General features: G+C 71.5%; 22 protein-coding genes and 1 pseudogene. 12 read left to right on the top strand and 11 right to left on the bottom strand.

What is annotated here, in order from left to right; genetic code table 11:
- The first annotated feature begins 70 nt into the window (after window positions 1-70).
- Window positions 71-634, top strand: a complete 564-nt coding sequence (locus ACZ6YG_RS03455) for a cupin domain-containing protein (protein WP_364232596.1) — start codon at window positions 71-73, stop codon at window positions 632-634.
- Here ACZ6YG_RS03455 and ACZ6YG_RS03450 read toward each other — a convergent pair.
- Entirely contained in the window at window positions 606-1,655 is a 1,050-nt protein-coding gene (locus ACZ6YG_RS03450) for an alpha-hydroxy acid oxidase (RefSeq protein WP_345482527.1), read from the bottom strand. The genes ACZ6YG_RS03455 and ACZ6YG_RS03450 overlap by 29 nt on opposite strands.
- A 211-nt stretch (window positions 1,656-1,866) precedes the next feature.
- Between ACZ6YG_RS03450 and ACZ6YG_RS03445 the strand changes: the two genes are divergently transcribed.
- On the top strand, window positions 1,867-2,232 hold the full coding sequence (locus ACZ6YG_RS03445; protein ID WP_148030531.1) for an anti-sigma factor antagonist: 366 nt from the start codon (window positions 1,867-1,869) through the stop codon (window positions 2,230-2,232).
- Here ACZ6YG_RS03445 and ACZ6YG_RS03440 read toward each other — a convergent pair.
- The 4 genes from ACZ6YG_RS03440 to ACZ6YG_RS03425 form a co-directional block, all read right to left on the bottom strand.
- Window positions 2,229-2,711 (bottom strand): MarR family winged helix-turn-helix transcriptional regulator, encoded by a 483-nt coding sequence (locus ACZ6YG_RS03440; protein ID WP_148030530.1) that lies wholly within the window; start codon window positions 2,709-2,711, stop codon window positions 2,229-2,231. The two genes, ACZ6YG_RS03445 and ACZ6YG_RS03440, sit on opposite strands and share 4 nt — an antisense overlap.
- A 51-nt stretch (window positions 2,712-2,762) precedes the next feature.
- Window positions 2,763-4,379, bottom strand: coding sequence for a sulfatase-like hydrolase/transferase (locus ACZ6YG_RS03435; protein ID WP_219545374.1), 1,617 nt, complete (start codon window positions 4,377-4,379; stop codon window positions 2,763-2,765).
- 97 nt (window positions 4,380-4,476) lie between these two features.
- Window positions 4,477-5,376 (bottom strand): sulfotransferase family protein, encoded by a 900-nt coding sequence (locus ACZ6YG_RS03430; RefSeq protein ID WP_466017100.1) that lies wholly within the window; start codon window positions 5,374-5,376, stop codon window positions 4,477-4,479.
- 36 nt (window positions 5,377-5,412) lie between these two features.
- Window positions 5,413-6,837: a hypothetical protein gene (locus ACZ6YG_RS03425; protein WP_466017099.1), complete on the bottom strand. Its 1,425-nt coding sequence runs from the start codon at window positions 6,835-6,837 to the stop codon at window positions 5,413-5,415.
- A gap of 158 nt (window positions 6,838-6,995) precedes the next feature.
- Here ACZ6YG_RS03425 and ACZ6YG_RS03420 point away from each other — a divergent pair, with 158 nt between their 5' ends.
- Window positions 6,996-7,490 carry a hypothetical protein gene (locus ACZ6YG_RS03420; RefSeq protein WP_466017098.1) on the top strand — a complete coding sequence of 165 codons (495 nt, stop codon included), beginning with the start codon at window positions 6,996-6,998 and terminating at the stop codon, window positions 7,488-7,490.
- 7 nt (window positions 7,491-7,497) lie between these two features.
- Here ACZ6YG_RS03420 and ACZ6YG_RS03415 read toward each other — a convergent pair.
- Window positions 7,498-7,581, bottom strand: a pseudogene (locus tag ACZ6YG_RS03415) (BBE domain-containing protein); the annotation flags it as partial.
- 138 nt (window positions 7,582-7,719) lie between these two features.
- Window positions 7,720-8,871 carry an RNA-guided endonuclease InsQ/TnpB family protein gene (locus tag ACZ6YG_RS03410; protein ID WP_466017097.1) on the bottom strand — a complete coding sequence of 384 codons (1,152 nt, stop codon included), beginning with the start codon at window positions 8,869-8,871 and terminating at the stop codon, window positions 7,720-7,722.
- Between the two features lie 55 nt (window positions 8,872-8,926).
- Between ACZ6YG_RS03410 and ACZ6YG_RS03405 the strand changes: the two genes are divergently transcribed.
- Window positions 8,927-9,151, top strand: coding sequence for an IS200/IS605 family transposase (locus tag ACZ6YG_RS03405; protein ID WP_466017096.1), 225 nt, complete (start codon window positions 8,927-8,929; stop codon window positions 9,149-9,151).
- Between the two features lie 593 nt (window positions 9,152-9,744).
- On the top strand, window positions 9,745-11,325 hold the full coding sequence (locus tag ACZ6YG_RS03400) for an ABC-F family ATP-binding cassette domain-containing protein (RefSeq protein WP_397197503.1): 1,581 nt from the start codon (window positions 9,745-9,747) through the stop codon (window positions 11,323-11,325).
- Here ACZ6YG_RS03400 and ACZ6YG_RS03395 read toward each other — a convergent pair.
- A complete protein-coding gene (locus tag ACZ6YG_RS03395; RefSeq protein ID WP_466017095.1) occupies window positions 11,297-11,662 on the bottom strand; it encodes a hypothetical protein in 366 nt (121 codons plus the stop codon). The two genes, ACZ6YG_RS03400 and ACZ6YG_RS03395, sit on opposite strands and share 29 nt — an antisense overlap.
- A 300-nt stretch (window positions 11,663-11,962) precedes the next feature.
- Between ACZ6YG_RS03395 and ACZ6YG_RS03390 the strand changes: the two genes are divergently transcribed.
- On the top strand, window positions 11,963-12,379 hold the full coding sequence (locus ACZ6YG_RS03390) for a hypothetical protein (protein WP_148030522.1): 417 nt from the start codon (window positions 11,963-11,965) through the stop codon (window positions 12,377-12,379).
- A gap of 167 nt (window positions 12,380-12,546) precedes the next feature.
- Here the strand turns inward: ACZ6YG_RS03390 and ACZ6YG_RS03385 are convergent, their stop codons facing one another.
- Window positions 12,547-13,044: a MarR family winged helix-turn-helix transcriptional regulator gene (locus ACZ6YG_RS03385; protein WP_148030521.1), complete on the bottom strand. Its 498-nt coding sequence runs from the start codon at window positions 13,042-13,044 to the stop codon at window positions 12,547-12,549.
- A 74-nt stretch (window positions 13,045-13,118) separates the two neighbouring features.
- Between ACZ6YG_RS03385 and ACZ6YG_RS03380 the strand changes: the two genes are divergently transcribed.
- The 6 genes from ACZ6YG_RS03380 to ACZ6YG_RS03355 all read left to right on the top strand — a co-directional run bounded on the left by ACZ6YG_RS03380 (window position 13,119) and on the right by ACZ6YG_RS03355 (window position 19,654).
- Window positions 13,119-13,988: a haloalkane dehalogenase gene (locus ACZ6YG_RS03380; protein WP_148030520.1), complete on the top strand. Its 870-nt coding sequence runs from the start codon at window positions 13,119-13,121 to the stop codon at window positions 13,986-13,988.
- 5 nt (window positions 13,989-13,993) lie between these two features.
- On the top strand, window positions 13,994-14,974 hold the full coding sequence (locus tag ACZ6YG_RS03375; protein ID WP_466017094.1) for a zinc-binding dehydrogenase: 981 nt from the start codon (window positions 13,994-13,996) through the stop codon (window positions 14,972-14,974).
- A 26-nt stretch (window positions 14,975-15,000) separates the two neighbouring features.
- Window positions 15,001-16,047: an alpha/beta hydrolase gene (locus ACZ6YG_RS03370; RefSeq protein ID WP_466017093.1), complete on the top strand. Its 1,047-nt coding sequence runs from the start codon at window positions 15,001-15,003 to the stop codon at window positions 16,045-16,047.
- A 332-nt stretch (window positions 16,048-16,379) separates the two neighbouring features.
- Complete coding sequence (locus tag ACZ6YG_RS03365) at window positions 16,380-16,706, top strand: aldo/keto reductase (protein WP_466017092.1); 327 nt, start codon at window positions 16,380-16,382, stop codon at window positions 16,704-16,706.
- A gap of 20 nt (window positions 16,707-16,726) precedes the next feature.
- On the top strand, window positions 16,727-18,238 hold the full coding sequence (locus ACZ6YG_RS03360) for an aldehyde dehydrogenase family protein (RefSeq protein WP_261808426.1): 1,512 nt from the start codon (window positions 16,727-16,729) through the stop codon (window positions 18,236-18,238).
- A 108-nt stretch (window positions 18,239-18,346) separates the two neighbouring features.
- Window positions 18,347-19,654 carry a CehA/McbA family metallohydrolase gene (locus ACZ6YG_RS03355; protein ID WP_466017091.1) on the top strand — a complete coding sequence of 436 codons (1,308 nt, stop codon included), beginning with the start codon at window positions 18,347-18,349 and terminating at the stop codon, window positions 19,652-19,654.
- Window positions 19,655-19,710: 56 nt separating this feature from the next.
- Here the strand turns inward: ACZ6YG_RS03355 and glnII are convergent, their stop codons facing one another.
- A complete protein-coding gene (glnII, locus tag ACZ6YG_RS03350) occupies window positions 19,711-20,730 on the bottom strand; it encodes a glutamine synthetase (protein ID WP_148030515.1) in 1,020 nt (339 codons plus the stop codon).
- An 85-nt stretch (window positions 20,731-20,815) separates the two neighbouring features.
- A complete protein-coding gene (locus ACZ6YG_RS03345; protein ID WP_466017090.1) occupies window positions 20,816-23,875 on the bottom strand; it encodes an AAA family ATPase in 3,060 nt (1,019 codons plus the stop codon).
- Between the last annotated feature and the right edge of the window lie 11 nt (window positions 23,876-23,886).

The raw sequence follows: 23,886 nt of genomic DNA, 5'->3' as shown, positions 1-23,886 counted from the left end.
ATTAGCCACGCCGACCGACATTCCGCGACCGTGCGAAGACGATCGCCCACGCCCCCGTAAAATCTGCCGGATGGAGCTGATGATCTATCCGGACGGGCCGGTGTTCGAGGTGGCCGGCGAGGAGGACGCGCTGGCGCGAGGGCTGGAGGGGCAGCTCGTGCTCGACGGGACGCGGTTCCTGCGGCGGGACGTGACCGGGGCGCCGGTGGGGTTCGAGCCGCGGCCGCCGGTCGCGCGGGCGCTCGACCTGCTGCCGCATCCTGAGGGCGGGTGGTTCAGGGAGACGTGGCGGGCCGGGGTGACGTTCCGGCCCGACGGGTACGAGGGCGCCCGGGCCTCCGCGACCGGGATCTACTTCCTGTTGCGGCCGGGCGAGGAGTCGGTGCCGCACATGGTGCGCTCCGACGAGGTGTGGCTGTGGCACCGGGGAGGTCCGCTGCGGCTGACGATCGGCGACGAGAGCGTGATCCTGGGGCCGGACGTCGAGCGCGGGCAGGTGCCGCAGGCCGTGGTGCCCGGCGGCGTGTGGCAGTCGGCCAGGCCCGCGGAAGGCCAGGAGGTCCTGGTCAGTTGCGTGGTGTCGCCGGGGTTCGACTTCGCCGACTTCACGGCGCTGCCGCCGGGCCGTCGGTGACCACCAGGTCGCGCGGCACCTGGCCGGCCGAGCCGAGGCCGCACAGGGTGAGCGCGTTGGCCAGTTCGGCGCGGAGCAGCGCCAGCACGTGAGCGACGCCGTCGGCGCCCGCCACCGACAGCCCCCACACCACGGGCCGGCCGATCGCGACGGCGCGGGCGCCCAGGGCGAGCGCCTTGACGACGTCGGTGCCGCGCCGTACGCCGCCGTCCAGCAGGACGGGCACGCGGCCGTCCACCGCGTCGGCGACCGCCGGGAGGCGGTCGATGGTGGCGGCGGCGGAGTCGAGCTGGCGTCCGCCGTGGTTGGACACGATGATCGCGTCGGCGCCGTGCGCGACCGCCAGGGCGGCGTCGGCCGGGTGCAGGATGCCTTTCAGGACGATCGGCAACGAGGTGGTCCGGCGCAGCCGGTCCACGTGCTCCCACGAGATCTCCGGAGAGAGCGTCACCTGCCGGATGTCACCGTCGCCGCCCAGGTTGGGGCACGACAGTCCCGCCGGCAGTTCCAGCAGCGCGCTCCTGGCCCGCTCCCCTGTCCGCAGCGCGGGTGAGTCGACGGTGATCACCAGCGCCCGGCATCCCGCCGCCTCCGCCCGCCGCACCAGGTGCTCGGTGTAGCCGGGGTCCGGCTGCAGGTAGAACTGGAACCAGAGCTCGGCGCCGGTGGCCGCCACCTCCTCCATCGCCACCGTCGACAACATCGCGGTGATCATGATGCCCCCGGCCGCGGCGACCGCCCGCCCGGTGGCCAGCTCCCCTTCCGGGTGCGCCAGCCGGTGGAAGGCGGTGGGCGCCACCAGCACCGGCATCGACGCCGTCCGTCCCAGGATCGTGACGTCCAGCGCGGGCTCGCCGGCGCCGGTCAGCACCCGGGGCACCAGCATCAGCCGCCGGAACGCCGCCTCGTTGGCACGCAGCGTCACCTCGTCCTGGGCTCCGCCGGCGAAATAGTCGTAGAGATCGGGGTCTAATCTGTCCTTGGCCGCTTGCTCGTACTCGCGCAGGTTGACCGGATCCATGCGCTCAATGTGCCCGTACGATGCCGGGGCTGGCAATCGTGGCTTGCAGGACGTACGCTCCAGTAGCGCTGAGTCACATCGTTGACGCGCAGCGGCGAGATTAACGGGACTCGGCGCATGTTGGCGTTGTTTCTTGGGTACTGCCTGGATTCATTGCATTGTGCAATGGTGAGCTCAAGGGTGAAATGTCACACTTTAGGAGGGCGGAGACATGCAGCCCGGCTTCTCCTGGATCATCACCCCCAACGGCGGCGCCGCCGTCCTCAGCCTGTCGGGTGAGCTCGACATCGCTACGGCCGCCGAGTGCGGCCGCTGCATGGCCGAGGCCATCGCGAGCACCGAGCCCGCGAAGGTCGTCGTCGACATGAAAGGCGTCGAGTTCTGCGACTCGTCGGGGCTCAGCGTCCTGATCGCGGCGGCGAGCGGGGCCGAGGCGTCCGGCGGCGTCCTGGTCCTCTGCGAGCTCCATCCCCGGGTCCAGCGGGTGCTCGACGTCACGGGCCTGACCAAGCGGTTCAGGTCGTACGGCACGGTCCAGGAGGCGATCGCCGCCCTGCCCAAACCGATCACGTCCTAGCCCTCGGGCCAGCCCAGCGGGTGCGGGCCCTCCCCGGGAGGCTCACCGGCCGCCGTGTTGAAGGCGTTCATGGCCGCGACCAGCGCGCGGCACTGCTCCGGCGACATGCGCGCCACGATCGTGCCGATCTCGGCGCGGCGGCGGGCGGTCACCTCGTCCACGACGTGCAGGCCTTCCGGGGTGAGCCGCATCAGGCTCTCCCTGCGGTTGAGCGGGTTGACCTCGCGCACGATCAGGTCGGCGGCGGCCAGCCGGTCGGCCATCCGCATGGCCGTGGAGGGGTTGACGTTCAGCAGGTCGGCCATCGTGACGAGCTTGGTCTCCCCCTGGGTGGCCAGCACCACCAGCATCCTGAACTGCGACAGCGTGACCCGGTCCGCCACCGCGCCGAGCGAGCGGGCGGCGATGCCGACGAGCAGGCGGGTGCCCGTCAGCACCGCCGAGATCACCGCGGAGAGATCATCCGCCCGCTCTGGCATAGCCCTCTTTGTACACGCTTCACATCACGGGCTGCCGAATGATGCGATATTTCACACAAGGCTGCGCTGGTGGCGGTAGGTCCTGCGGAACGTGTGCCGCTTCTTCCCCGAGCGGAAGGCCGCCGACCCGGTGACCAGGCCGCGCCCGGGAACCCGGAAGGTCGCGCTGGTCTCCTCGCCCGGCAGCAGCTCGGCCACCTCCCTGCGGGCCGTCACCTTGCCCCCGCGCGGCAGGGTCAGCCCGAGCCGCACCTTGCGCCACGTGACGGCCGAGCCGTTGACGAGCGTCACGGTGACGCGGTCGCCCGAGGCCGTCACCCTGAGCCCGTACGGGCGGCGCGGGTCGGGGCCGATCGACCGGTCGAGCAGGTCCATCAGCTCGGAGACCACGTCCGGCCTGATGGCGGCCAGGTCCTTCCGCTCGCCGAGGTCTTCGTCGAGGTCGTACAGCTCGATCCTGCCGTCGGGGCCCGCGCCCTCGACGCCGGGTGCGAACCTGATCGCCTTCCAGCGGCCGCGGCGGATCGCCTGCGCCTTGCGCGGCCGGTTCCAGATCAGGTGGTCGTGGTCGGGCCCGGCACCGCCGCTGAGCATGCCGCGGAACGAGCGGCCGTCGATCCCGTCGGGCACCGGCACCTCTGCCAGGTCGGCCAGCGTCGGCATCAGGTCCCAGTAGGCCACCGGCCGCGTCTCCACCCGGGAGCGCATCTTCGGCGACCAGGCGATCAGCGGCACCCGGATGCCGCCCTCGTACAGATCGCGCTTGTCGGCGCGGAACGGGCCGTTGGAGTCGAACAGCCGGGGCGTCACGCCCTTCTCACGGTGCGGGCCGTTGTCGCTCATGAACAGCACGATCGTGTCGTCGGCGACCCCGGCCTCGCGCAGCGCGCCCACGAGCTCGCCCACGTACGAGTCGAGCAGCGTGACCTGGGCGGCGTGGCGCCGGTTGGCGCGGCTCCACGGCTTGTCCTTGTAGCGGCCGGCGTTGCCGGGGACCTCGCTCGGCGAGTGCGGCAGGTTCGTCGGGAAGAAGAGCAGGAACGGCCGGTCGGACGGCTTCTTGATGAAGTCGACGGCCTGCCGCAGGAACAGGTCGGGCGCGTACTTCTTCCCGGTGATCGCCACCTTGCCGCCGTTGCGCCACAGGTAGCTGGGGAAGTACTGGTGGGCGTGGCGGTGGCTGATGTAGCCGAAGAACTCGTCGAAGCCGCGCTCGTTCGGATGGGACGGCTGGCCGGGCAGCTCGGGGCCGAACCCCCACTTGCCGATGCACGCCGTGCGGTAGCCGGCCAGCTGGAGCAGCTCGGCGAAGGTCAGGTCGCCCTCCCGCAGCGCGCGCTGGGGGCCGCCCTCCGGGTTCTCCCGTACGGTGGAGTGGCCGGCGTGCAGGCCGGTGAGCAGCGAGCAGCGCGACGGCGCGCACAGCGGCGCCCCCGAGTAGGCGGCCTCGAACCGCACCCCGTCGGCCGCCAGCCGGTCGATGTTCGGCGTGACGATCTTCTTCTGCCCGTTGATGCCGATCTCACCCCACCCCAGGTCGTCGGCGAGGATGACCAGGAAGTTGGGCCGGGAGACGAGCGCGGCCTGCGCCGGCGACGCGGCGGCGGGGACGGACAGGCCGGCCAGCGCACCCGCCAGGAGGGTGCGACGTGAGGGAGCGGGGATCATGCAGGACACCTTTGGCGCAGTGTGAGATCGGGGTGCGAACCACGGGAGAACGGCAAGCGAACTCTGCCGGAGCCGGATAACGAAATGGCCGCGCTCGTCAGCAGTAGTCCCAGAGCCTGCAGATCTCCTCGAGCTCGGGAGGCAGCTCGTCGTTTGGGGGCAACGGGCGGCCAGCGACGACCGTACCGCTCTTGATCTTGTCGCGCCAGTCGCCCACCCCTTTCTGGAACGTCCCGTGATCCTTGTCTCCATAGTTGAGCATTCCGGGCTCCCAGGACACGCCGAGGAAGGCGCAGAGGTCCTTCAGCGCCCCTTCCGGCTCGGCGACCAGGTCCTCGTAGCGCAGGGTGTGGCCCTCCAGGTGGGTGCGGGCCTCCTGGAGGTAGTTCATGTACGCGAGGGTCCGCGGCACGGCCTCCGCCATGGGGCGCTTGACGGGGTCGGCCTCGTGCCAGGACTGCACGATCGACATCGGGTGCCGCAGCAGGAAGATGAACCTGGCGTCGGGCCAGCACGTCCTGAGGCGCTTCCACACGAACACGTTGCTCGGCGTCTTCTCCACCAGGATCGGCTTGCCGCTGCGCGACAGCTCCCGGTGCAGCAGCCGGTCCCAGACGAGGTGCTCGACGTCCGCGTGCGTGTGGCCGAGCAGGCGCATCGCCTGCCGTACGGGGTCGGTGCCGAACGCCACGGTCATGCGGCGGAAGTGCGTCTCGATGGGCGAGTGGATCCGGCTGTGGGAGTTCAGGATCACCCGCAGCAGGGTCGAGCCGGACCGCACCGACGACAGCAGGAAGACGGGCTCGCGGAGCAGCCGGTCGTGCGCCGGGTCCACCGGCTCGCGCACCACGTCGTCGGGCAGCCGCTGCGTCTCCGGCGCCGGCCTGGGCGCGGGCCTCGGCTCGGGCGCCTTGGCCGCCCGCCGCCTCCCGGCGCGGGTGATCGTGTAACCGGTCAGTCCTTCTAGCGTCGCGTTGGCCCTGTACTTCCAGCTCATGGCCCGTCAACGTACGGGTGACCGGTGAACCCCCGGTTAACCCGCCCTGTGAGGTTCGGCCTGACCTTCCGGGTCCTCCCAGACCGCCAGGGTCTGGGCGGGTCCGCCTATGCGCTGCCAGGCGCCGGTGCCGCGGGTCCAGCGGAGGATCCGCGAACGATCCCGGGCCAGGACGTACACCGCCCGGCCGCCCACCCGCGTCTCCGCGCCCGCCGGGCCGATGTCCTGCCAGGCCCCCGGTCCCGGCTCCGGCAGGACGCGCAGCCTCGCGCCCGGCGGGTCGGTGGAGAACAGGCCCGCGGCGCCTCCGTACAGCTCGCCCGCGGGGCCCGCCGCGTGGACCCATCGCCGCCGTGACGCCGGCGGCTCCCCCTCGGTCCAGCGGTTCACCGCGCCGCGATCCGGGGTGAGGCCGTACAGGCCCTGGCCGGTGACCGCGAACGAGGCGCCCTCGGTGCCGGCGAAGTCCCAGTGGCCGGGTCTGTCCCGGTAGAACCAGATCCAGCCGGTGCCGGGGGCGACGGCGAACAGGCCTCGCGTGCCGCCGTACAGGCGTGTCGCCGGCGCGCCGATCCAGGTCCAGGAGGTGCCCTGCCCGTCCCAGACGTGGACGGACTGGCGGTCCGCGGCCAGCCGGTGCAACCGTGGACCGGCTACGGCGAAGTCGGCGCCCGGCTCGCTGATGGGTGACCAGACGCCGGGACTCCCGCCGTACACGTAGAGCCGGTCGTCCATGCCCGTCGCGAACAGGCCCGCGGGACCGGCCCAGAGGCGTTTCGCGGCGTCCCCGATCTTCGTCCACTCCTCCCCGCCGTCCCACCGGAAGACGCCCCGGCCGCCCGGCCCGACGGAGAACACCCCGGCGCCCGAGGCAGGCGGGGCCGTCACGACGCCGCTCGCGGGGACGCCGGGCGCGCTCGGCGGCTCCCACCCGGCCAGGGCGACGAGCACGGCGAGCACCACGATCCCGGCGACGCCGATGAACAGCAGAGGACGCCGCCTACGCCGTCCCACCGGCACCCCACCCGCCGCGGGACCGATCGGTTCGACGGACGCGGGAGAGTCGGCGGGCGGGGCCGGTTCGGCGGACGTGGGATGGCCGGCGGGCGGGGCCGCCTCGACGGACGCGGGAGAGGCGGGGGACGGTTCCGTGAGGGCGGTGGAGGGCTGGGGGGTTGTGGCGAGGGCTGCCGCGTGCAGGCGCTCGGCGGTCTCCAGGCGCGTCCGGCGGGTGCGCTCGTCAGGCGTACGGTCGCGTACCAGCCGCCGGAGCAACTCCAGCGGGATGATCTTCTCGCCGGAACGGTACTCGCCCCAGAGCGTCTTGCTCACGTGGTAACGCCCGGCCAGCTCGCGGAGAGTCGTCCCGCCGGTGAGCCCGAGCAGGAACTCCGCCAGCGCGTTGGCCTGTTCCGTGCTCCCTCTCGGCCGGCCCTGGGGTCTGCCCGCCCTGCGTTCCATCGCGACCGCCCCCTTCCCGCCCCCTCTCCGATGATCATCTGACGAGAACCGGTTTGTCCACGGACAACTCGTTGTCCGCACTTCACGCCGGACGGTTCCGGACAATCGCCCCGCCCCGCACTCTCGTGATCACCGTCCACGACTCGGGAGGACATCTCATGATGAGCAGAACCACGGCAGGACTCGTCTCGGCGGCCCTGCTCGCCACCGCTCTGACCGCCTCACCGGCCGCCGCGCACGGCGGGCACACCCCCGAGCAGGTGTGCGGTCCCGGCTTCGGGAAGGTGGCGAACGGCACCCGGCCGGTGACCGACCGCGAGGGCGTCGTCTGGGCCCACGTCCACCTGCTCTACAGCGCGCGTACGGGAGAGAACTGCGTCGTCACCATCAAGTCGAGGTACGTGGGAGTGCCCACCTGGACCACCGCGACCCTCTGGGTCCAGAGCCCCGAACGGACCTACCAGGACAAGAGTGACTACAAGTATTACGCGGGACCGGTGAAGGCCTACGCCAAGGACAAGTGCGTCGCCTTCCAGGGGACGACGCGGACCAGCGAGTCCAGCCGGTACGTGTTCTTCGACAACCGGGCCTCCGGCGGCTCCGACGGCTACGGCAACTGCGGCACGCAACAGAAGCGCCGGCGCGCCTCCTGACCAGGCCCTACGGCCGCACCGACAGCGCGTGGCGGAAGACGTCACGCGGGTCGTAGCGGCGCTTGACCCGCCGGAGGCGGGCGTAGTTCCCGTCGTAGTAGAGCCCAGGTAATGCCCGTCGCCGACGAAGTTCTCTTGACGCGCTCCCCGGCCTTAAGGCCGGAGATTCAGCCCGTGCCGCACGTGCGGCACCTCTGTGGCTTCCTGTTTCGCTGGGTCCTGCCCTCCGCTAGGCGGCGGGTCTTACGGTCCCTCCGCAGGCGTTTAGCCTCTCCGCCCGTCCGGCGGCGAGGATGTTGATCGCGGCGTTGACGTCCCGGTCGTGGACCGCTCCGCATGGGCAGGTCCACGACCGGATGGTCAGCGGCATCGTGCCCGCGACGGCGCCGCACGCCGAGCATGACTTGCTCGATGGGAAGAACCGGCCGACCTTGGCGAAGCCCCGGCCGTACCGTCCGGCTTTGTACTCCAGCATGGTCACGAACTGCGACCAGCCCGCATCGTGAACGCTCTTGGCCAGCCGGGTGCGGGCCAGGCCCTTCACGCACAGGTCCTCCACGTGCACCGCTTGGTTGTCGCGGATGATCTGCGTGGAGAGCTTGTGGGCGAAGTCCCGGCGCGCGTCGGCCACCCTGGCGTGAGCACGGGCGACCCGGGCCGCGGCTTTCTTCCGGTTCGCCGACCCCTTGGCCTTGCGGGACAGGGCCTGCTGAGCGTTCTTCAACCGTCGTTCGGCGCGGCGCAGAAATCTCGGGTTGTCGATCTTCCGGCCGTCTGAGAGCACCGCGAAGTGGGTGAGCCCCAGGTCGATACCGACCTCGTGCGGCGTCTGCGGCAACGGATCTGCGCCGGTCTCGACCACGAACGAGGCGAAGTACCGCCCCGCCGCGTCCTTGATGACCGTCACGCTCGACGGCTCGGCGGGCAGATCACGAGACCATCGCACCGGCACGTCGCCGATCTTCGGCAGGCGCAGCTTCCCGCCCGCCGTGACCGTGAAGCGGGCGTTCTTGGTGAACCGGACCGCCTGCCGGTTGTCCTTGCGGGAGCGGTATCGGGGCGGCGCGACCTTCGGTCCTTTCCGCTTGCCCGACAGGGAGGCGAAGAAGTTGCGGTAGGCCGTGTTCAGGTCGGCCAGTGCCTGCTGGAGTACCACGGCGGAGACCTCGCCCAGCCAGGCGCGTTCCGGCGTCTTCTTCGCCTGGGTGATGACCTGCTGGGACAGGTCTGCATCCGAGAGGTACGGCATACCGCCGGCGTGGGCTTCCTGCCTGGCGCGCAGCCCGTCGTTGAACACCGTCCGTGCGCACCCGAACGCCCGAGCCAGCGCTTGACGCTGACCCGCAGACGGGTGGAGCCGGAAGTTGTACCGCAGCTGCACGCCATGATCATGCCATTGTTCATGGCTGAGCGTGGAGACATCAGAACAGGTAGACATGGTGAATTTCTCGCCGAAGGTCGCACTGTCCTGCCTGGTCAACTCGTCGAAAGGGGTGTCCTCCAGGCGGCTGCGCACCGAGTTCGGCGAACTGGCCCGCCACTACTACCGGGCGAACAAGCTGTGGTCGGGCTCCTCCTTGGCAGGGAGCGTGGGCGGCGCTCCGGTCAGCGTCCTGCGGCAGTACATCGAGCAACAGAACCGCCCGGTCCGAGCCGCGTAGACGCCGGATCGCCTGGGGCGATCCGGCTTTCCCTGCCCCGCTGCGCGGGAGAGTCCGCTTCACCCCCGGCCTGAAGGCCAGGCACTGCGGACGACCCAGGTAGCAGTGGCCGCCGCTGCGCACGGCGATCCGGCGGCCGGCCCGGACCGCCTCCTGCACCGCCTTGACGACCTGCTCGGTGGAGCCGGCCAGGTGGAAGTACTCGGGCTCGTGCCGGAAGCGCAGGTTGGTCCTGCGGACCGCCGCGTGATCTCGCTCATGACCGATCCCCCGTCCCGTCGGAGTTCTCGATGACGACGCTAGGGATCGCGGCCCGCCCGGTGAATGGATTCAGGTGCACGACGGGGGTGGAGTTGGCTCCACCCCTTGATCTCGGAGGGTCGAGCGGGTATGGTTTCGGCGTCCTTGTCGCCGACCCCTGAGGTGATCCTGTTGGAGATCTGAGGCCGAGACGCCGCGCCATTTCGCTGTGCGCATGCCCGACCTCAGACGATCGCCTCTCTTTCGGCCATCTCTTTTCCGGTCTTCCCGGCCTGCGCGCGCGGTGTCTCCACGTGTCCCGAAATTTCTAGACACGTCAGGGAGCCGCCCTTATGTCTTTTTCCATCGTCTGTGACGCCATCTCGTTCGAGTGGACCGACGGCACGCCCGTCCTGTCGGACCTCGACGTCGCCTTCGGCCCCGGCCGCACCGGCCTGATGGGCGTCAACGGGTCGGGCAAGTCGACCCTCCTCCGGCTGATCGCCGGCGAACTGCGCCCGTCCTCGGGCACGATCAGCGTGGCCGGCGAGATCGGTTACCTCCCGCAGAACCTCCCGCTGGCCACCGGTAGCACGGTCGCCGACCTGCTCGGCATCACCGCGCGGCGGGCCGCCCTGCACGCCATCGAGAACGGGGACGTCGCCGCCGAGCACTTCACCGTGATCGGCGACGACTGGGACGTCGAGGAGCGCGCCCGCGCCGAACTCGACCGGCTCGGCCTCGGCCACCTGGACCTGGACCGCACCGCCGCCACGCTGTCCGGAGGCGAGGTGGTCATGACCGGGCTGGCCGCGCTCCTCGTACGCCGCCCCGACGTGCTGCTGCTCGACGAGCCCACCAACAACCTGGACCTGGACGCGCGCCGCCGACTCTACGCCGCCGTCCGCTCCTGGTCCGGGGTGCTGGTGGTCGTCAGTCACGACCGCGCCCTGCTCGACCTCGTGGACCAGGTGGCCGACCTGCGGGACGGCGCCGTACGGATGTTCGGCGGCAACCTCACCGCGTACGAGGAGGCGCTGGAGACCGAGCAGGAGGCCGCCGAGCGCACGGTCCGCGCGGCCGAGGGCGACGTCCGGCGGCAGAGACGCGAGCTGGAGGAGGCGCAGACCAAGCTGGACAGGAGGGTCCGGTACGGCAACAAGATGAACGCGACCAAACGCGAGCCCAAGATCGTCATGGGCGGCCGCAAGCGGGCGGCGCAGGTCTCGGCGGGCAAGCACCGCACCATGCACGCCGAGAAGCTGGACCAGGCCCGCGACCGCCTCACCGAGGCCGAGCAGGCGCTGCGCGAGGACGACGAGATCAGGGTCACCCTGCCGGAGACGGCGGTCCCGGCCGGCCGCACGGTGCTCACCCTGCCGGACCTGACGGGCCTGTACGAGCTGCGCGGCGGGCCTGAGGAGGACGGCGAGCCGATCGCGGAGCTGGTCGTCCGCGGCCCCGAGCGGATCGCCCTGGTCGGCCCGAACGGGTCCGGCAAGACGACCCTGCTGCGGAGCGTCGCGGACGGCGACCACCCGGTCCCGACCGGCTATCTGCCGCAGCGGCTCGACCTGCTGGACGACTCGCTGAGCGTGCTCGGCAACGTCCGCCGCTTCGCGCCGTCAGCGCCGGTGAACGAGGTGCGGGCGCGGCTGGCGCGCTTCCTGTTCAGGGGCGAGCGGGCGGAGCGGGCGGCGGGCACGCTGTCGGGCGGCGAACGGTTCCGCGCGGTGCTCGCGGCGCTGCTGTCGGCCGAGCCCCCGCCGCACCTGCTCCTCCTGGACGAGCCCACGAACAACCTCGACATGTCCAGCGTCCGCCAGCTCTCCCAGGCCCTGTCGGCCTACCGGGGGGCGCTGATCGTGGTCAGCCACGACCTGCCGTTCCTGGAGACGCTGGGCATCACCCGCTGGCTGCGGAAGGAGCGGTGAACGCCGGGTCTTGGTGATCATGCGTCCGTCCTACGTGCCGGCGAACATGTCGTAGTGGTCCACGGTCAGCTCCTTGTCGACCCAGGAAGCGCTCGTCCTCGGGGTAGAAGACGGCCACGGACGGGTCCTCACCGGCGAACGCCTTCACCGCCTCCCACGAGTCCCACATGGTGATCAGGAAGAACTCGGTGCGGTCCCCGGCGTCGCGGCGGGTGAAGTAGGCGCCCTTGTTGCCGGGGGTGGCGGTGTACTCGGCGTATCCGGTGCGCATCAGGTATGCCTCGTAGTCGGCCGCGTCGGCCGCCCGCGTCCAGCCTCTCCAGGTACGGATGATCATAAGCAGCACGCTAGCGCGACCGGCGCGCGCCCGTGGCGAACGAGCCGGTGGTGAAAGTTTCACCCGCACCGCCGCGCGGACGCGACCGCGACGACACCGTCGCTCCCCGTCACGAGGCCCGCGACCGGCCGGTTGATCCGCCGGGCGACGTCGTCCGGCGGATACGGGCCGCCCGGAAGCCGCGATACGACCACCAGGGCGCCGGTCACCACCCGAAATGGGCCTGTCCGGACCCGCGGTCGTCGTGTGACTCTCGCCCAAGAACCCCCCACCCCAGAGGCAGTAGGGAGAGATGACTTCTTGAAACCTCACCGTGCAAGGCGCGCCCTCGCACTCGGCGCGGCAGCCGCCCTGGCGCTCGGCGTGTCACCCGCCCAGGCGGCGAACGCGGCCGGCGCCTCGGCCCTGAGCTGCACCATCACCATCACCAACCCGACCCAGTTGTACACGACGAACGTGTACGCCTACGTCGAGGTCTCGTGCAACCAGAAGGTCTCGTTCATCGGCGGCTACCTCTCCCTGTACCGGGACGGCACCTTCCTGAACTACGCCGAGATCTACCAGTACAACCTCGCCTACGTCTACAAGCTCAACATGGTGTCCTGCGTGCCGGGGAACTACCACGTCATGGGTTACGGCTTCGCCAACCTGGACGGCGGGGCGCCCGACTTCTCCCAGCGCGTCGCCACCACGCCGATCGCCATCACCTGCACCTGAAGCACCCGAGCCCGTACCGGCTCAGCCGCCGGAGCTCACAGAGGCGGTTCGGAGCCGGTCCGGCCAGACCATGGCGTGCGCGAACAGGACCGCCCCACTGACAAGGGCAGACATCAGCGCGCACCCTGCGCCCGCACGACACCCGCCGTACCGTGCACGGTTGGGGGTCAGTCGAGATGACTGTGGTCGAGCGACGTCAAGCGGGCGGCCGCGTCGGGGTCCGCCTGGCCGATGCGGTCCAGCAGGCGGTGCAGGAGGCCGCGGAGGGTCTCGAACTCCTCGGGACTGGTCAGTTCGGCCCACCGCTGTTCGATCCTGTCTCCCATGCCCGCCGCCAGCGGCCGTACCGCCCTTCCCCGTTCCGTGAGGACGATCAACCGTGACCGGCCATCGCGGGGATTCGTGCGGCGTTCCAGATAACCGGCACGTTCGAGCTGGTCGACCGACTGTGCCATGGTCTGCTTGCGCACGCCGGCCTGGACGGCGAGCTCGCGTATCGCTATTCCCTCGGGCGGGACGAACGGGAAGACCTTGGCATCCCCCGAGCGAATGTCGCCGAAGCCCGCCTCCGCGAGGGACGCCTCGATGTCATGGGCGTATTCGCGGTGGAGGAGGCGCAGGAGGAGGGCGAGCCGCAGGCGCTTGGCGGACGGATCTCGGCTCATATTGACAGCCACCTGTCTAGTTCTAGTATGGTCAGGTACCTGTCTAGTATGCCATCTTCGCAGAGAGACCTGCCATGCCCGCTGCCCATGTTCTTGATTCCACGATCTTCTACCGGGAGGCCGGCGCGGGGACGCCGATGGTCTTCCTGCACGGCAACCCCACCTCGTCCTACCTGTGGCGGCACATCTTGCCCACCGTCAGCCAGTACGGCCGGTGCCTGGCACCCGACCTCATCGGCATGGGCGAGTCGGGCAAGCCCGACATCGCCTACACCTTCCACGATCACGCCCGCTACCTCGACGCGTGGTTCGACGCGCTCGGTCTCGATCAGGTCGTGCTGGTCGGTCACGACTGGGGCGGCGCCCTGGCCTTCGACTGGGCCGCCCGCAATCCCGGACGGGTCCGGGGCATCGCGTTCACTGAGACGATCGTCAGGCCGATGTCCTGGGCAGACTTCCCCACCGGTGCCCGCCCGCTGTTCGAGTCCATGCGCACGCCCGGTGTGGGCGAGGCCATGGTCCTGGACCAGAACGCGTTCATCGAAAAGGCGCTTCCTGCCACCATCGCCGGCGGGCTGAGCGAGGAGGACCACGAGGTCTACCGCCGCCCCTACCCGACCAGGCAGAGCCGGCTGCCGCTGCTGCAGTGGCCGCGGGCGATGCCCCTGGAGGGGGAGCCGGCCGACGTCGTGGCCAGGGTCGCCGCCTACGACGAGTGGCTGGCCGACAGCGCGGAGGTGCCCAAGCTCCTGCTCACCTTCGAGCCCGGACCGGGCACGATGATGGGCAAGGAGACCATCGACTGGTGCGCCGCCCACGTGTCCGCCCTGGAGATCGTGACGCACGGGCCCGCCGGCCATCACACCCCCGAGGATCAGCCCGAGGCCATCGCCGCCTCGCTGCTCGCCTGGCTGGTCAAGCACAACCTGCGCGGCGAGGGCTGAGCACGATGCGAGCGATCAGGCAGCACGCGTTCGGCGGCCCCGGGGAACTCCGGTTGGAGGAGGTGCCCGATCCCCATCCCGCCGACGGTGAGGTGCGGATCCGGGTCGAGTCGGCCGGTGTTCATCTCCTGGACACGGTCATCCGCCAAGGAGGAGGCGGGCCGCGGGTCGCACCCCGCCTGCCCATGACTCCGGGCCGGGAGGTCGCCGGACTCGTCGACGAGATAGGCACCGGCGCGGACGCGCACCTCATCGGCCGACGCGTCGTCGCCGACCTCGGCTTGGCCAGTGGCGGGTACGCCGAGCTCGCGCTGGCCCCGTCGGCGGCCCTCCACGTCCTGCCTGACGACGTCGACGCCGACTCCGCCGTGGCCATGATCGGCACCGGCCGGACGACCATGGCGATCCTCGAACTCGCGAGCCCGGTCGCCGGCGATGTCGTCCTGGTCACCGCAGCCGCCGGAGGAATCGGAACCCTGCTGCTCCAGGCAGCGTTGGCCGTCGGCGCGACGGTCGTCGGCGTCGCGGGCGGCCCCGACAAGGTGGCGCTCATCCGCGGGCTGGGCGCCGACCACGCCATCGACTACAACCGGCCCGGCTGGCCCGACGCTGTGCGCGAGGCGTTGGCGGGCAGGCCGGTGACGCTGGTCCTCGACGGAGTCGGGAGCCAGATCGGCCGGGACGCGCTGGAACTGCTCGAGGTGGCCGGACGCCTGGTGATGTTCGGTTCCGCTTCGGGATCCCTGACCGAGTTGTCGGCCCACGACCTGTTCGCCCGGGGGATCAGCGCCGCCTCCGCCGTCGGGGCCCGAATCCTTCAGCGCCCAGGAGGCACCCGGGCGTTGGAGCTCAGCGCCATGGAAGCGCTGATCAGCAAGCGACTCATCCCCGTGATCGGCCGGCGGTTCGCCCTGGCGGACGCCGCCGCCGCGCACCTCGCTCTGCAATCGCGCGCCACCACCGGAAAGACGGTCCTGCGACCGTGACCCCTCTTCCCGCGAAAGGGACCCTTGTGCTCCACCGCATCCTTCTCGCGGCCACCGCGGCCGGCCTGCTGGCTGGTCTGGTGACCGCTGCCCCAGCCGGCGCCGACACGTCCACGCCCACCGCGCGCTGCCGGGACGTCACCGTACCCGTGTCGATCGCCGCTGGCCAGCCACGGAGCTATCACATCTGGGGGCGACTGTGCACGCCTGCGGGCCGTGCCGCCTCAACGGTCCAGGTCCTGATCCATGGCCTGAACTACAGCCATGTCTACTGGGATTTCCCCTTCCGCGCCCACCGGTACTCCTACGTCAAGCGGGCGAACCAGACCGGTTACGCGACGTTCAACCTGGACCGCATCGGAGTCGGACGCAGTTCACACCCGGCGAGCAAGGAGGTGACGTTGCAGTCCAACGCGCTGACCATCGCACAGGTGGTGGCGGCGCTGCGGACGGGCAAGGTGGGCCCTCGGGCGTTCGCCGATGTGGTGCTCGTCGGGCACTCTTTCGGCTCTGAAGTGGCGAAGTTCGCCGCCTCGCGCTTCCAGGCCGCGGACGCGCTGATCCTGACGGGCAACGCGCACCGTGTGTCGCCGAGCGGTGCGCAGCTTGCCGGACGGTACGGCCAGCCGGTGAGCGAGGTTCCACGGTTGGCCGCGCAGGTTCCTCCGGGTGACGACGGCTACGTGACGGTCAAGGACGAGCAGCGGCCCGCGGTCATGTACTACGTGCCGGGCGCCGACCCTCAGGTCATCGCGCGCGACAGCGCCAGGAAAGAAACGAATACGATGAGCGAGATCTTCTCGCTCGGCGATGCCGGCGCACCCGGCGTGACAGAGGCGATTCGCGTGCCGGTGCTGTTCGTCGTCGGCAACCGGGACCGGCTGGTCTGCGCCGCCGACGCCAACGACTGCACCTCGCCGGCTGCTCTCGCGGCGGACGAACGGCCGCTCTACCCGGCCGCGCCCCGAGTGGATGCCGTGGTGCTGGACGACGTCGGCCACGCGATCAACCTGCACCGTCGCGCTCCTGCTGCCTACGCCAACGTACTGAACTGGCTCGACCGGAGTATTTGAACAACGGATCCCGGCAGCGACGGCGCAGGAAGCTCAAGGCGGCGGCGCAGTTCCAGGTTCTCCCCTTGAGCCACCTCCAATGCTCTGCTCTTCCTCAAGCTCGCGCGAGAGCACTCTCACGGCAGCCGAGGACGAGACACCGGGCTCGGCGAGCCTTGTCGGTCGGCTGCTGCTGTTCGCGCAACAGCCGATTGCCTCAGATGCCCGGGCAGGCTGTTCACTGCGTCGCGCCGTGGAGCTGGGCGTGAACCACATCGACACGGCGGGCTTCTACGGCCGAGCCGCTGCGCGGACCCAACGGTGTACCGAGCGAGCAGGCGACGCCTGATCAGTTGCGCGGCCTGGTCGAGGCGGATCTGCGCTCTCTCGGCCTGGACCGGCTCGACCTGGCATATCTGCGGGTCGGCGGGATGGGCGAGTCGATCGCCGAACGGTTCGCGGTGGTGGCCGAGCTCCGCGCGGAAGGGCTGATCCGGCACCTGGGCGTCAGCGACGTTGACGCCGCGCAGTTCGCCGAAGCTCAGGCGATCGCGCCCGTCGCGGCGGCGCAGAACCGGCACACCGGTGACACCGCGCTTGGGAGGTTGTCCCTCGTGGGTTGGGGATTTTCCGGGGAGATGATTGTCTGTCCGGAGAAGCTACGAGGAGGGCACCGGTGACCCGTCAGATTGTTTCCGTCGTGGGTGGCAAAGATGCCGCCGGCTCGGACACGTACACGTCTGCCAACCCCGCGCGGCTCGACGAGGCGGTGGCCCGGGTGGGGCTGGCCGACGCCGGCACGTTCGCCGCCGCCTGCCGTACCGCCAAGGACGCCCAGCGGGAGTGGGCGAAGGTGCCGGCTCCGGTGCGCGGCCGGGTGATCGCGTCGATCGGCCGGCTGGTGGAGGCCAACGCGGAGAGCCTGGCCGCGCTGGTGACCGAGGAGATCGGCAAGCCGTACGCGGAGGCGCTCGGCGAGGTGCGGGAGATCGTCGACACGTGCGACTTCTTCCTGGGCGAGGGGCGCAGGCTGTACGGCCAGACGGTCCCGTCGGAGATGCCGGACAAGAACCTGTTCACCTTCCGCAACCCGGTCGGCGTGGCCACGGTGATCACGGCGGGCAACTTCCCGGTGGCGGTCCCGTCGTGGTACCTGGTGCCGGCCCTGCTGTGCGGCAACGCGGTGGTGTGGAAGCCGGCCGAGTACGCCGCCGCGTCGGCGCACGCGATGTACCGGCTGTTCGCGGCCGCCGGGCTGCCCGACGGCGTGCTGAACGTGGTCTTCGCCGACGGCGCGCAGACCTTCGAGGGCCTGGAGCGGGCGCTCACCGAGGGCACGGTCGACAAGATCGGGTTCACCGGTTCGAGCGAGGTCGGCAGGAAGATCGGCGAGCTGGCGGGGCGTCACCTGCAGTCGCCCTGCCTGGAGCTGGGCGGCAAGAACCCGATGGTGATCATGCCGGACGCCGACCTGGACCTGGCGGTGGAGGGCGCGCTGTTCGCCGGGTTCGGCACGGCCGGCCAGCGCTGCACGAGCCTGGGCACGGCCATCGTGCACGAGAGCGTCCACCAGGACTTCACCGACCGTTTCGTACGGGCGCTGAAGGCGGCCCGCGTCGGCGACCCGCGCGAGGACGTGCTGGCGGGCCCGTTGCTCGACCGGAAGTTCGCCGACCGGTACGAGGAGTACCTGACCTGGATCCAGCCCCACCACCGGGTCGTCTCGGGCCCGACGGGGCGGATCACCGAGGACAACCCGCGCGAGGGCTTCACCGGCGAGGGCGGGCTCTACTACCACCCGGTGGTGGTCGACGGGGTCCGGCCGGACGACCGGATCTTCCTCGAGGAGACGTTCGGCCCGATCGTCGGCGTCACCACGTTCTCGACCATGGCCGAGGCGGTCGAGCTGGCCAACCGGCCGGGATACGGCCTGTCCAGCTCGATCTACACGACGAATCCGAAGCACGCGTTCGCCTTCCGCGAGGGTGTCTCGGCGGGCATGGTCAGCATCAACAACTCCACGTCCGGGGCCGAGGCGCACCTGCCGTTCGGCGGCAACGGCAAGTCGGGCAACGGCAGCCGCCAGTCGGGGATGTGGGTGCTCGACCAGTTCACCCGCTGGCAGTCGATGAACTGGGATCACTCCGGCCGCCTGCAGAAGGCGCAGATGGACGTGGCGGAGATTACTCCCGATCACGGGTTCCGGCTCTAGTTCCTTCATACCGGGTGTAAAAGAAGCCACCCCGCCGAGAAGGGGGCCCTTCCCGGCGGGTGATGGCCGTGTCACGATGACGGCGCCTTCGATCACGGGGAGAAGCCGATGCGTGACTATCCGAGACCATTACCTGGTCAGCCGGTCCTCCGCCTGCGGGCCGGCGTCCCATGCCGCTGGAGCGTCCGCACCCTCGACGGGCGCGGCTGGTGCCCGCCCGGCACGCCCCCGGCGCGCGATCTCGACGGCCTGCCGTACTTCCACGGCGACGATCTCGTCCTGCCGGTGCCCCGCGAGCCGGTCCAGGTCCGGGCGGCGCGAGGCGTGGAGCACGGGTGCGCGGAGACCACGCTGCTGCCGGGCGAAGGAGAGACGCTGGTGGAGCTGGCCCCGCCCCGCCTGTACGACGCGGCGGCGCGCGGCTGGTACGGCGCCGACCTGCACGTGCCGCTGAACCGGCCGCCCCGGTGGGTGGCCTCCGCCCAGCACGGCGAGGACCTGCACGTCGTCAACGTGCCGCCCGGCGACGGCGACACGCTGGCGCGGTGGTCGGGCCGCGACCTGCCGTGGTCGGACGGCGCGCACCTGGCCCGGGTGGACCTGGTCCACCAGGTGCTGGGCCTGGACTCGTGGCCGCTGTCCACCGTCGCGCTGTGCGAGCTGCACCGCCGGGGCACGCTGGTGTGTTACGCGAACTCCTGCTGCGGGCCGGCGGAGACGGCCGACCAGCTGATGAGCGGCGGCGATCCGGGGTTCGACGCGCGGCTGGCCGTGGTGGACGCGGCGCTGGGGCTGGTCGACGGCTTCCCGTCGGTGATCGGCTCGCCCTGCGCGTACCGCCGGCTGATCGGCGCGGGCAACCGGGTCGCGGCGACGGGCGGCCGCACGCACCGGCTGGGCCCGATCGGGCGCGAACGCACGTACGCGCGCGTCGAGGGACGGCTGACCGCCGGCGCGTACGCGGAGGCGGTGCGGCGGGGCCGCACGTTCGTCACCACCGGCCCGTTCCTGGAGCTGGAGGTGGACGGCCGGGGCCCGGGCGACACGCTGGACCTCGCGCCGGGCGAGACGGTCCGGGTGTCGGCGCGGGTGCTAGGCGACGGGGCGGAGCGGGTGCGGCTGCTGACGGCCGACGGCGAGCTGGCGTCGGGGCCGCCCGGCGAGCTGGCCGCGCGCCTGTCCGTGGTGTGGCCGACGTACGTGGTCGCGGTCGCCGAGGGCCGCGGGCGGGTGCTCGCCCACACCAGCCCGGTCCACCTGGACGTGTGCCACCGGCGGGTGGCCAGGGAGGAGGACGTGACGTTCTGCCTGCGCTGGCTCGACCTGCTGGAGAAGCAGATCAGGGACCGGGTCGACGAGGACGGCCTGGAGGTGCTGGAGGAGGCGCGGCGCGTCTACCAGTCCCGGCTGCGCTGAAGAGGAGAACGCGGGCCTCAGGGGTGCCCGCGTTCTCTCCCCTCCTCGAACCCGGGTCAGACCTGGCCGGCCTTCTCCAGGGCGGTGCAGCAGGTGTCGACCAGGAGGCGGGCGACCACGTACGGGTCGACGTTGGCGTTCGGGCGGCGGTCCTCGATGTAGCCCTTCTTGTCGACCTCGACCTGCCACGGGATGCGGACGGACGCGCCGCGGTCGGAGACGCCGTAGGTGTACCTGTTCCACGGGGCGGTCTCGTGCGCGCCGGTCAGGCGGCTCTCGATGTCGGCGCCGTAGTGCCTGACGTGCTCCATCGGCTTGTCGCCGTCGCCGAGGGCCTCGCAGGCGGTGATGATCGCGTCGTAGCCCTCGCGCATGGCCTTGGTGGAGAAGTTGGTGTGCGCGCCGGCGCCGTTCCAGTCGCCGCGGGCGGGCTTGGCGTCGAGCGTGGCCTCCACGCCGAACTCCTCGGCGGTGCGGTAGAGCAGCCAGCGGGCGATCCACAGGTGGTCGCCGACCTCCAGCGGACCGGCGGGGCCGATCTGGAACTCCCACTGGCCGGGCATGACCTCGGCGTTGATGCCGGACACCTTCAGCCCGGCGGCGAGGCAGCGGTCGAGGTGGAGTTCGACGATCTCACGGCCGAACACGGCCTCGGCGCCGACGCCGCAGTAGTAGTGGCCCTGCGGGGCGGGGAAGCCGCCCTCGGGGAAGCCGAGCGGGCGGCTGCCCTTGAAGAACGTGTACTCCTGCTCGATGCCGAACCACGAGTCCTGCTCGGCGAACTGCTCGGCCACCGGGCGGAGCTGGGCGCGGGTGTTGCTCTTGTGCGGGTCGCCGCTGACCTCCTCGACCTCGCACAACACGAGCACGTGGTCGCCGCCGCGGATCGGGTCGGGGCAGGTGAGCACGGGGCGGAGCACGAGGTCCGACTTGAAGCCCTTCGCCTGGTTGGTGCTGGAGCCGTCGAAGCCCCAGACCGGAGGCTCGGCCCCGTCGGCGAGGATCTTGGTCTTCGAGCGCAGCAGAGCGGTGGGCTCGGTGCCGTCGATCCAGATGTACTCAGCCTTGTAGCTCACAGCGGGTCCCTTTCCCATGTTCATCAGCCACGCCGAGTCTTATGGACCGCCGTTTCCCGGTTTTTGCCCTTATGTGAACGCCGTGTTAAGGCCGTCGCTTCTTGTCACCCGGCGTGAGGCGGTATTCCGGGCCGAGCTCGCGCCGTCCGTTCCCGTCGTAGCCGAGCAGCCGCATCGCGGTGTCCGGGTCCAGCGCCGCCGCCAGGAGCTGGGCGCGGGCGTGCGCCTCGTCCCGGTCCCGTTCCGCCTTGGCCTGGGCCACCCGGACGCCTTTGACGGCCACGGTGGTGAGCCCGACGCCGACGACCACCGCGACCACCACCACGAAGAGCGAGATCAGCAGCCACGGCGAGGCGATGCCCGGCGCGGGGCCGGGGGCGGCGGCCGCGCCGGTCTCCGTCCCCGAGGCTGGGCCTGCGGTCAGCACGCCGGTCAGCGCGAGCGCGAGGATGATCGCCAGCCCGACGAGCATGAACAGGCTGGCCGCGACCACCCACAACCGTCCGGTACGACTCCGCGGCGGCGGCTGCTCGACCGTGTCGTCCACGATCAGCGGCACTGCCCTCGGCGGTGGCGGCTGCTGCTCCGACCCCCACGGCACGATCTCGGGCCGCCCTTCATCACCCTCACCTGCGGCGAGGGAAAGGGGCGCCGGACTTCTCACCACAGGAGACGCGCCGGACCAGCCAGCATCCGGAGGCGACGCACCGACCCCGGCGTGCGCCGCGGGCCAGGCGGGATCCGACCCGGGGGTGTCGCCGCCGGAGGCGCCGGGCCAGGCGGGGGCCGTGCCGGGGGCTCCCGGCCAGGCCGGGGCCGTGCCGGGGGCTCCCGGCCAGGCCGGGGCCGTGCCGGGGGCGCCGATCCAGTCGGGATCCGTGCCGGGGACCGCGAAGGCGAGGGGGGTCGCCGTTTCCGGGGCCGGCACCGTGGAGCCGTCGCCTGGTGGGACGGGGGTGACGGTCTCCGCCGCGCCGGGCAGGTCGCGCGCCACCGGGCGGTGTTCGCGGTGCGCCAGGGCGGCCTCCGCGTGGTACTCCTCCAGGTCCCGGTAGAACTCGTCGGAGGCGTACATCGTGCCGTCGACGACCGGCCCCCGCCGCCGCCGGAGGATCGCCACCACGTCGTCGCCGTCCAGCGTCCGGTGCGTCTCCAGGGCGTGCGCCAGGCACAGCACGTCCCGGCGGTGCTCCGCGAGCAGGTCCCCGGTCTTGGCCAGCAGCCGCGCCAGGTTGTCCTCGACCCGCTCCCCCAGCACGCCGGGTCGCCCGCCGCTGATCCCCAGCTCCCGGAGGGCGGGCAGCGAGGTGACGCCCGAGCCCATCCCCCAGGACGACTCCATGAGCGCGCTCAGGCAGGTCGCCGCGTGCAGGTCGTCGCGGACGCCCGACGAGCTGTCCTCGCCGAAGAACATCCGCTCCCCCGCCAGGGAGGCGAGCGAGACCATGATGTCCGCCTCGTACTCCGACTTCCAGCGGGTGGACCCGTTCGACGGGCCGAGGTCGCCGGCGCCCTTCTCGATGGTGGCGAGGCCGATCTCCTGGTGGGAGCGCGTCACGTACGCGACCACCGCGTGACAGGCCTCGTGCACGGCCACGGCGTGGCGCTCGCGCTCGACGTGCTCGTCCGGGCCGAGCCGCTGCCGCCTGGCGCGCAGCACGTCCGGCCAGGTGATGGTCTCCCGCCCGTCGCGCACGGCGCTGATCAGCGACTCGTTGACCAGGTCCTTGATGGTGGCGCCGGTCGCGTACGGGGTGATGGCGGCGAGCCTGCCGATCTGTTCCGCGGTCAGCTCGTGCGCCACCTCGGCGAAGTAGCCCTGGTAGGTGCGGAGCCGCCCGGCCCTGGACGGGTGGCCGACCCGGTGGACGCGGTCGACGCGCCCGGGCCTCAGCAGCGCCCGGTCCAGCGCGTCCGGCCGCTCGGTGGCCAGGATGACGAGGACGCGGTACGGGGGCGGCGGCTTGGGCCGCATCCCGAGCAGCCGCCTGACCGTCCGGTTGAAGAGCCCGCGCGGCTCCTTCAGCCCGGACAGCTCGGTGAGGAGCGCCCGCTGCGTGCAGGCGTCGCCGCCGCCTCCGCCGAGGGGCTCGCCGGGGAAGGCGAGCACCGAGCGGCTCTCCTCCGACAGGTAGTCCGGTCCGTGGCAGCCGGAGAGGCCGCCGCCCTCGGCGGGCGGTCCCGGCCGGCCGCGCCCGCCCAGCGCGTCGGCGTCGTCGAAGAGGACGACCACGCCTCCGTAGCGGAGCGCGAGCCTGCGCAGCTTCCTGAAGAGCGTCCTGACCTTCAGGGCGCCGACGCCCGCGAACGCGCCGGCGAACGCGCCCGAGTCCACGACCACGTACGGCTTGCCGGTCTCTCCCGCGACGGCCTCGGCGATCAGCGTCTTGCCGGTGCCCGGCGGCCCCCACAGCAGCAGGCCGCCCGGCACGTACCCCCCGCGCCGCTCGATCTCCCCGGGTCTCTCCAGGAGGACGAGGCTCTGCCTGATCCGCTCGACCACGTGGTCCTGCCCCCACACGTCGGCGAAGCGGGTCGTGACCTCGCCGGGGAGGTACGTCTCGACCCCGCCCCTGGACAGGAACCAGAGCAGACCGGCGAACACGACGATGATCACGACGAGCGGAACGGCGATCTGGAACACGAGCGGCAGCGCCCGGGACAGCAGCGCCGGAGCCTCGAACAGCGCGACCGCCGGGCCGGTGCCGAGCACCGCCGCGAGCACCAGGGCCAGCAGCGCCACCCAGACAGCGATCTTCGCCAGGCGGGCCAGGCGGAACCTGGTCCAGTCGTCGAGACGCCGGTGCGACCAGCGCTCCCACCCGCCGAAGACCCGCCGGCGCCAGAACCGCCGGTAGCCCGGCAGGCGCTCGGCGGCCAGGAGGTGGAGCTGCCGTGCCGCCTCCGCACCGAGCAGCCAGAAGATCCACTGATGGTCCCTGGCCACCACCCGGACCGCGTCGGCGAACGGCACGATGCCCGGGTGATCCGCCATCACCTTCAGGGCGAGCACCAGATAGACGGCCGTCAGGCCGGCCAGGACCCTGCTCCGGTCCCAGAGCCGCCGCCTCTCAGCCGTGGCGGCGTCCTGGTCGGCGGGCCCGCTCCCGGGGGCGCGCAGCCCTGCGTGGGGCGTGGTCTTCACGGGGTGCTCCC

This window comes from Nonomuraea sp. NPDC054003 (genome assembly GCF_055585125.1).
Note: the sequence above shows the minus strand (reverse complement) of the source record. Positions and strands in the feature narration are given on the sequence as shown.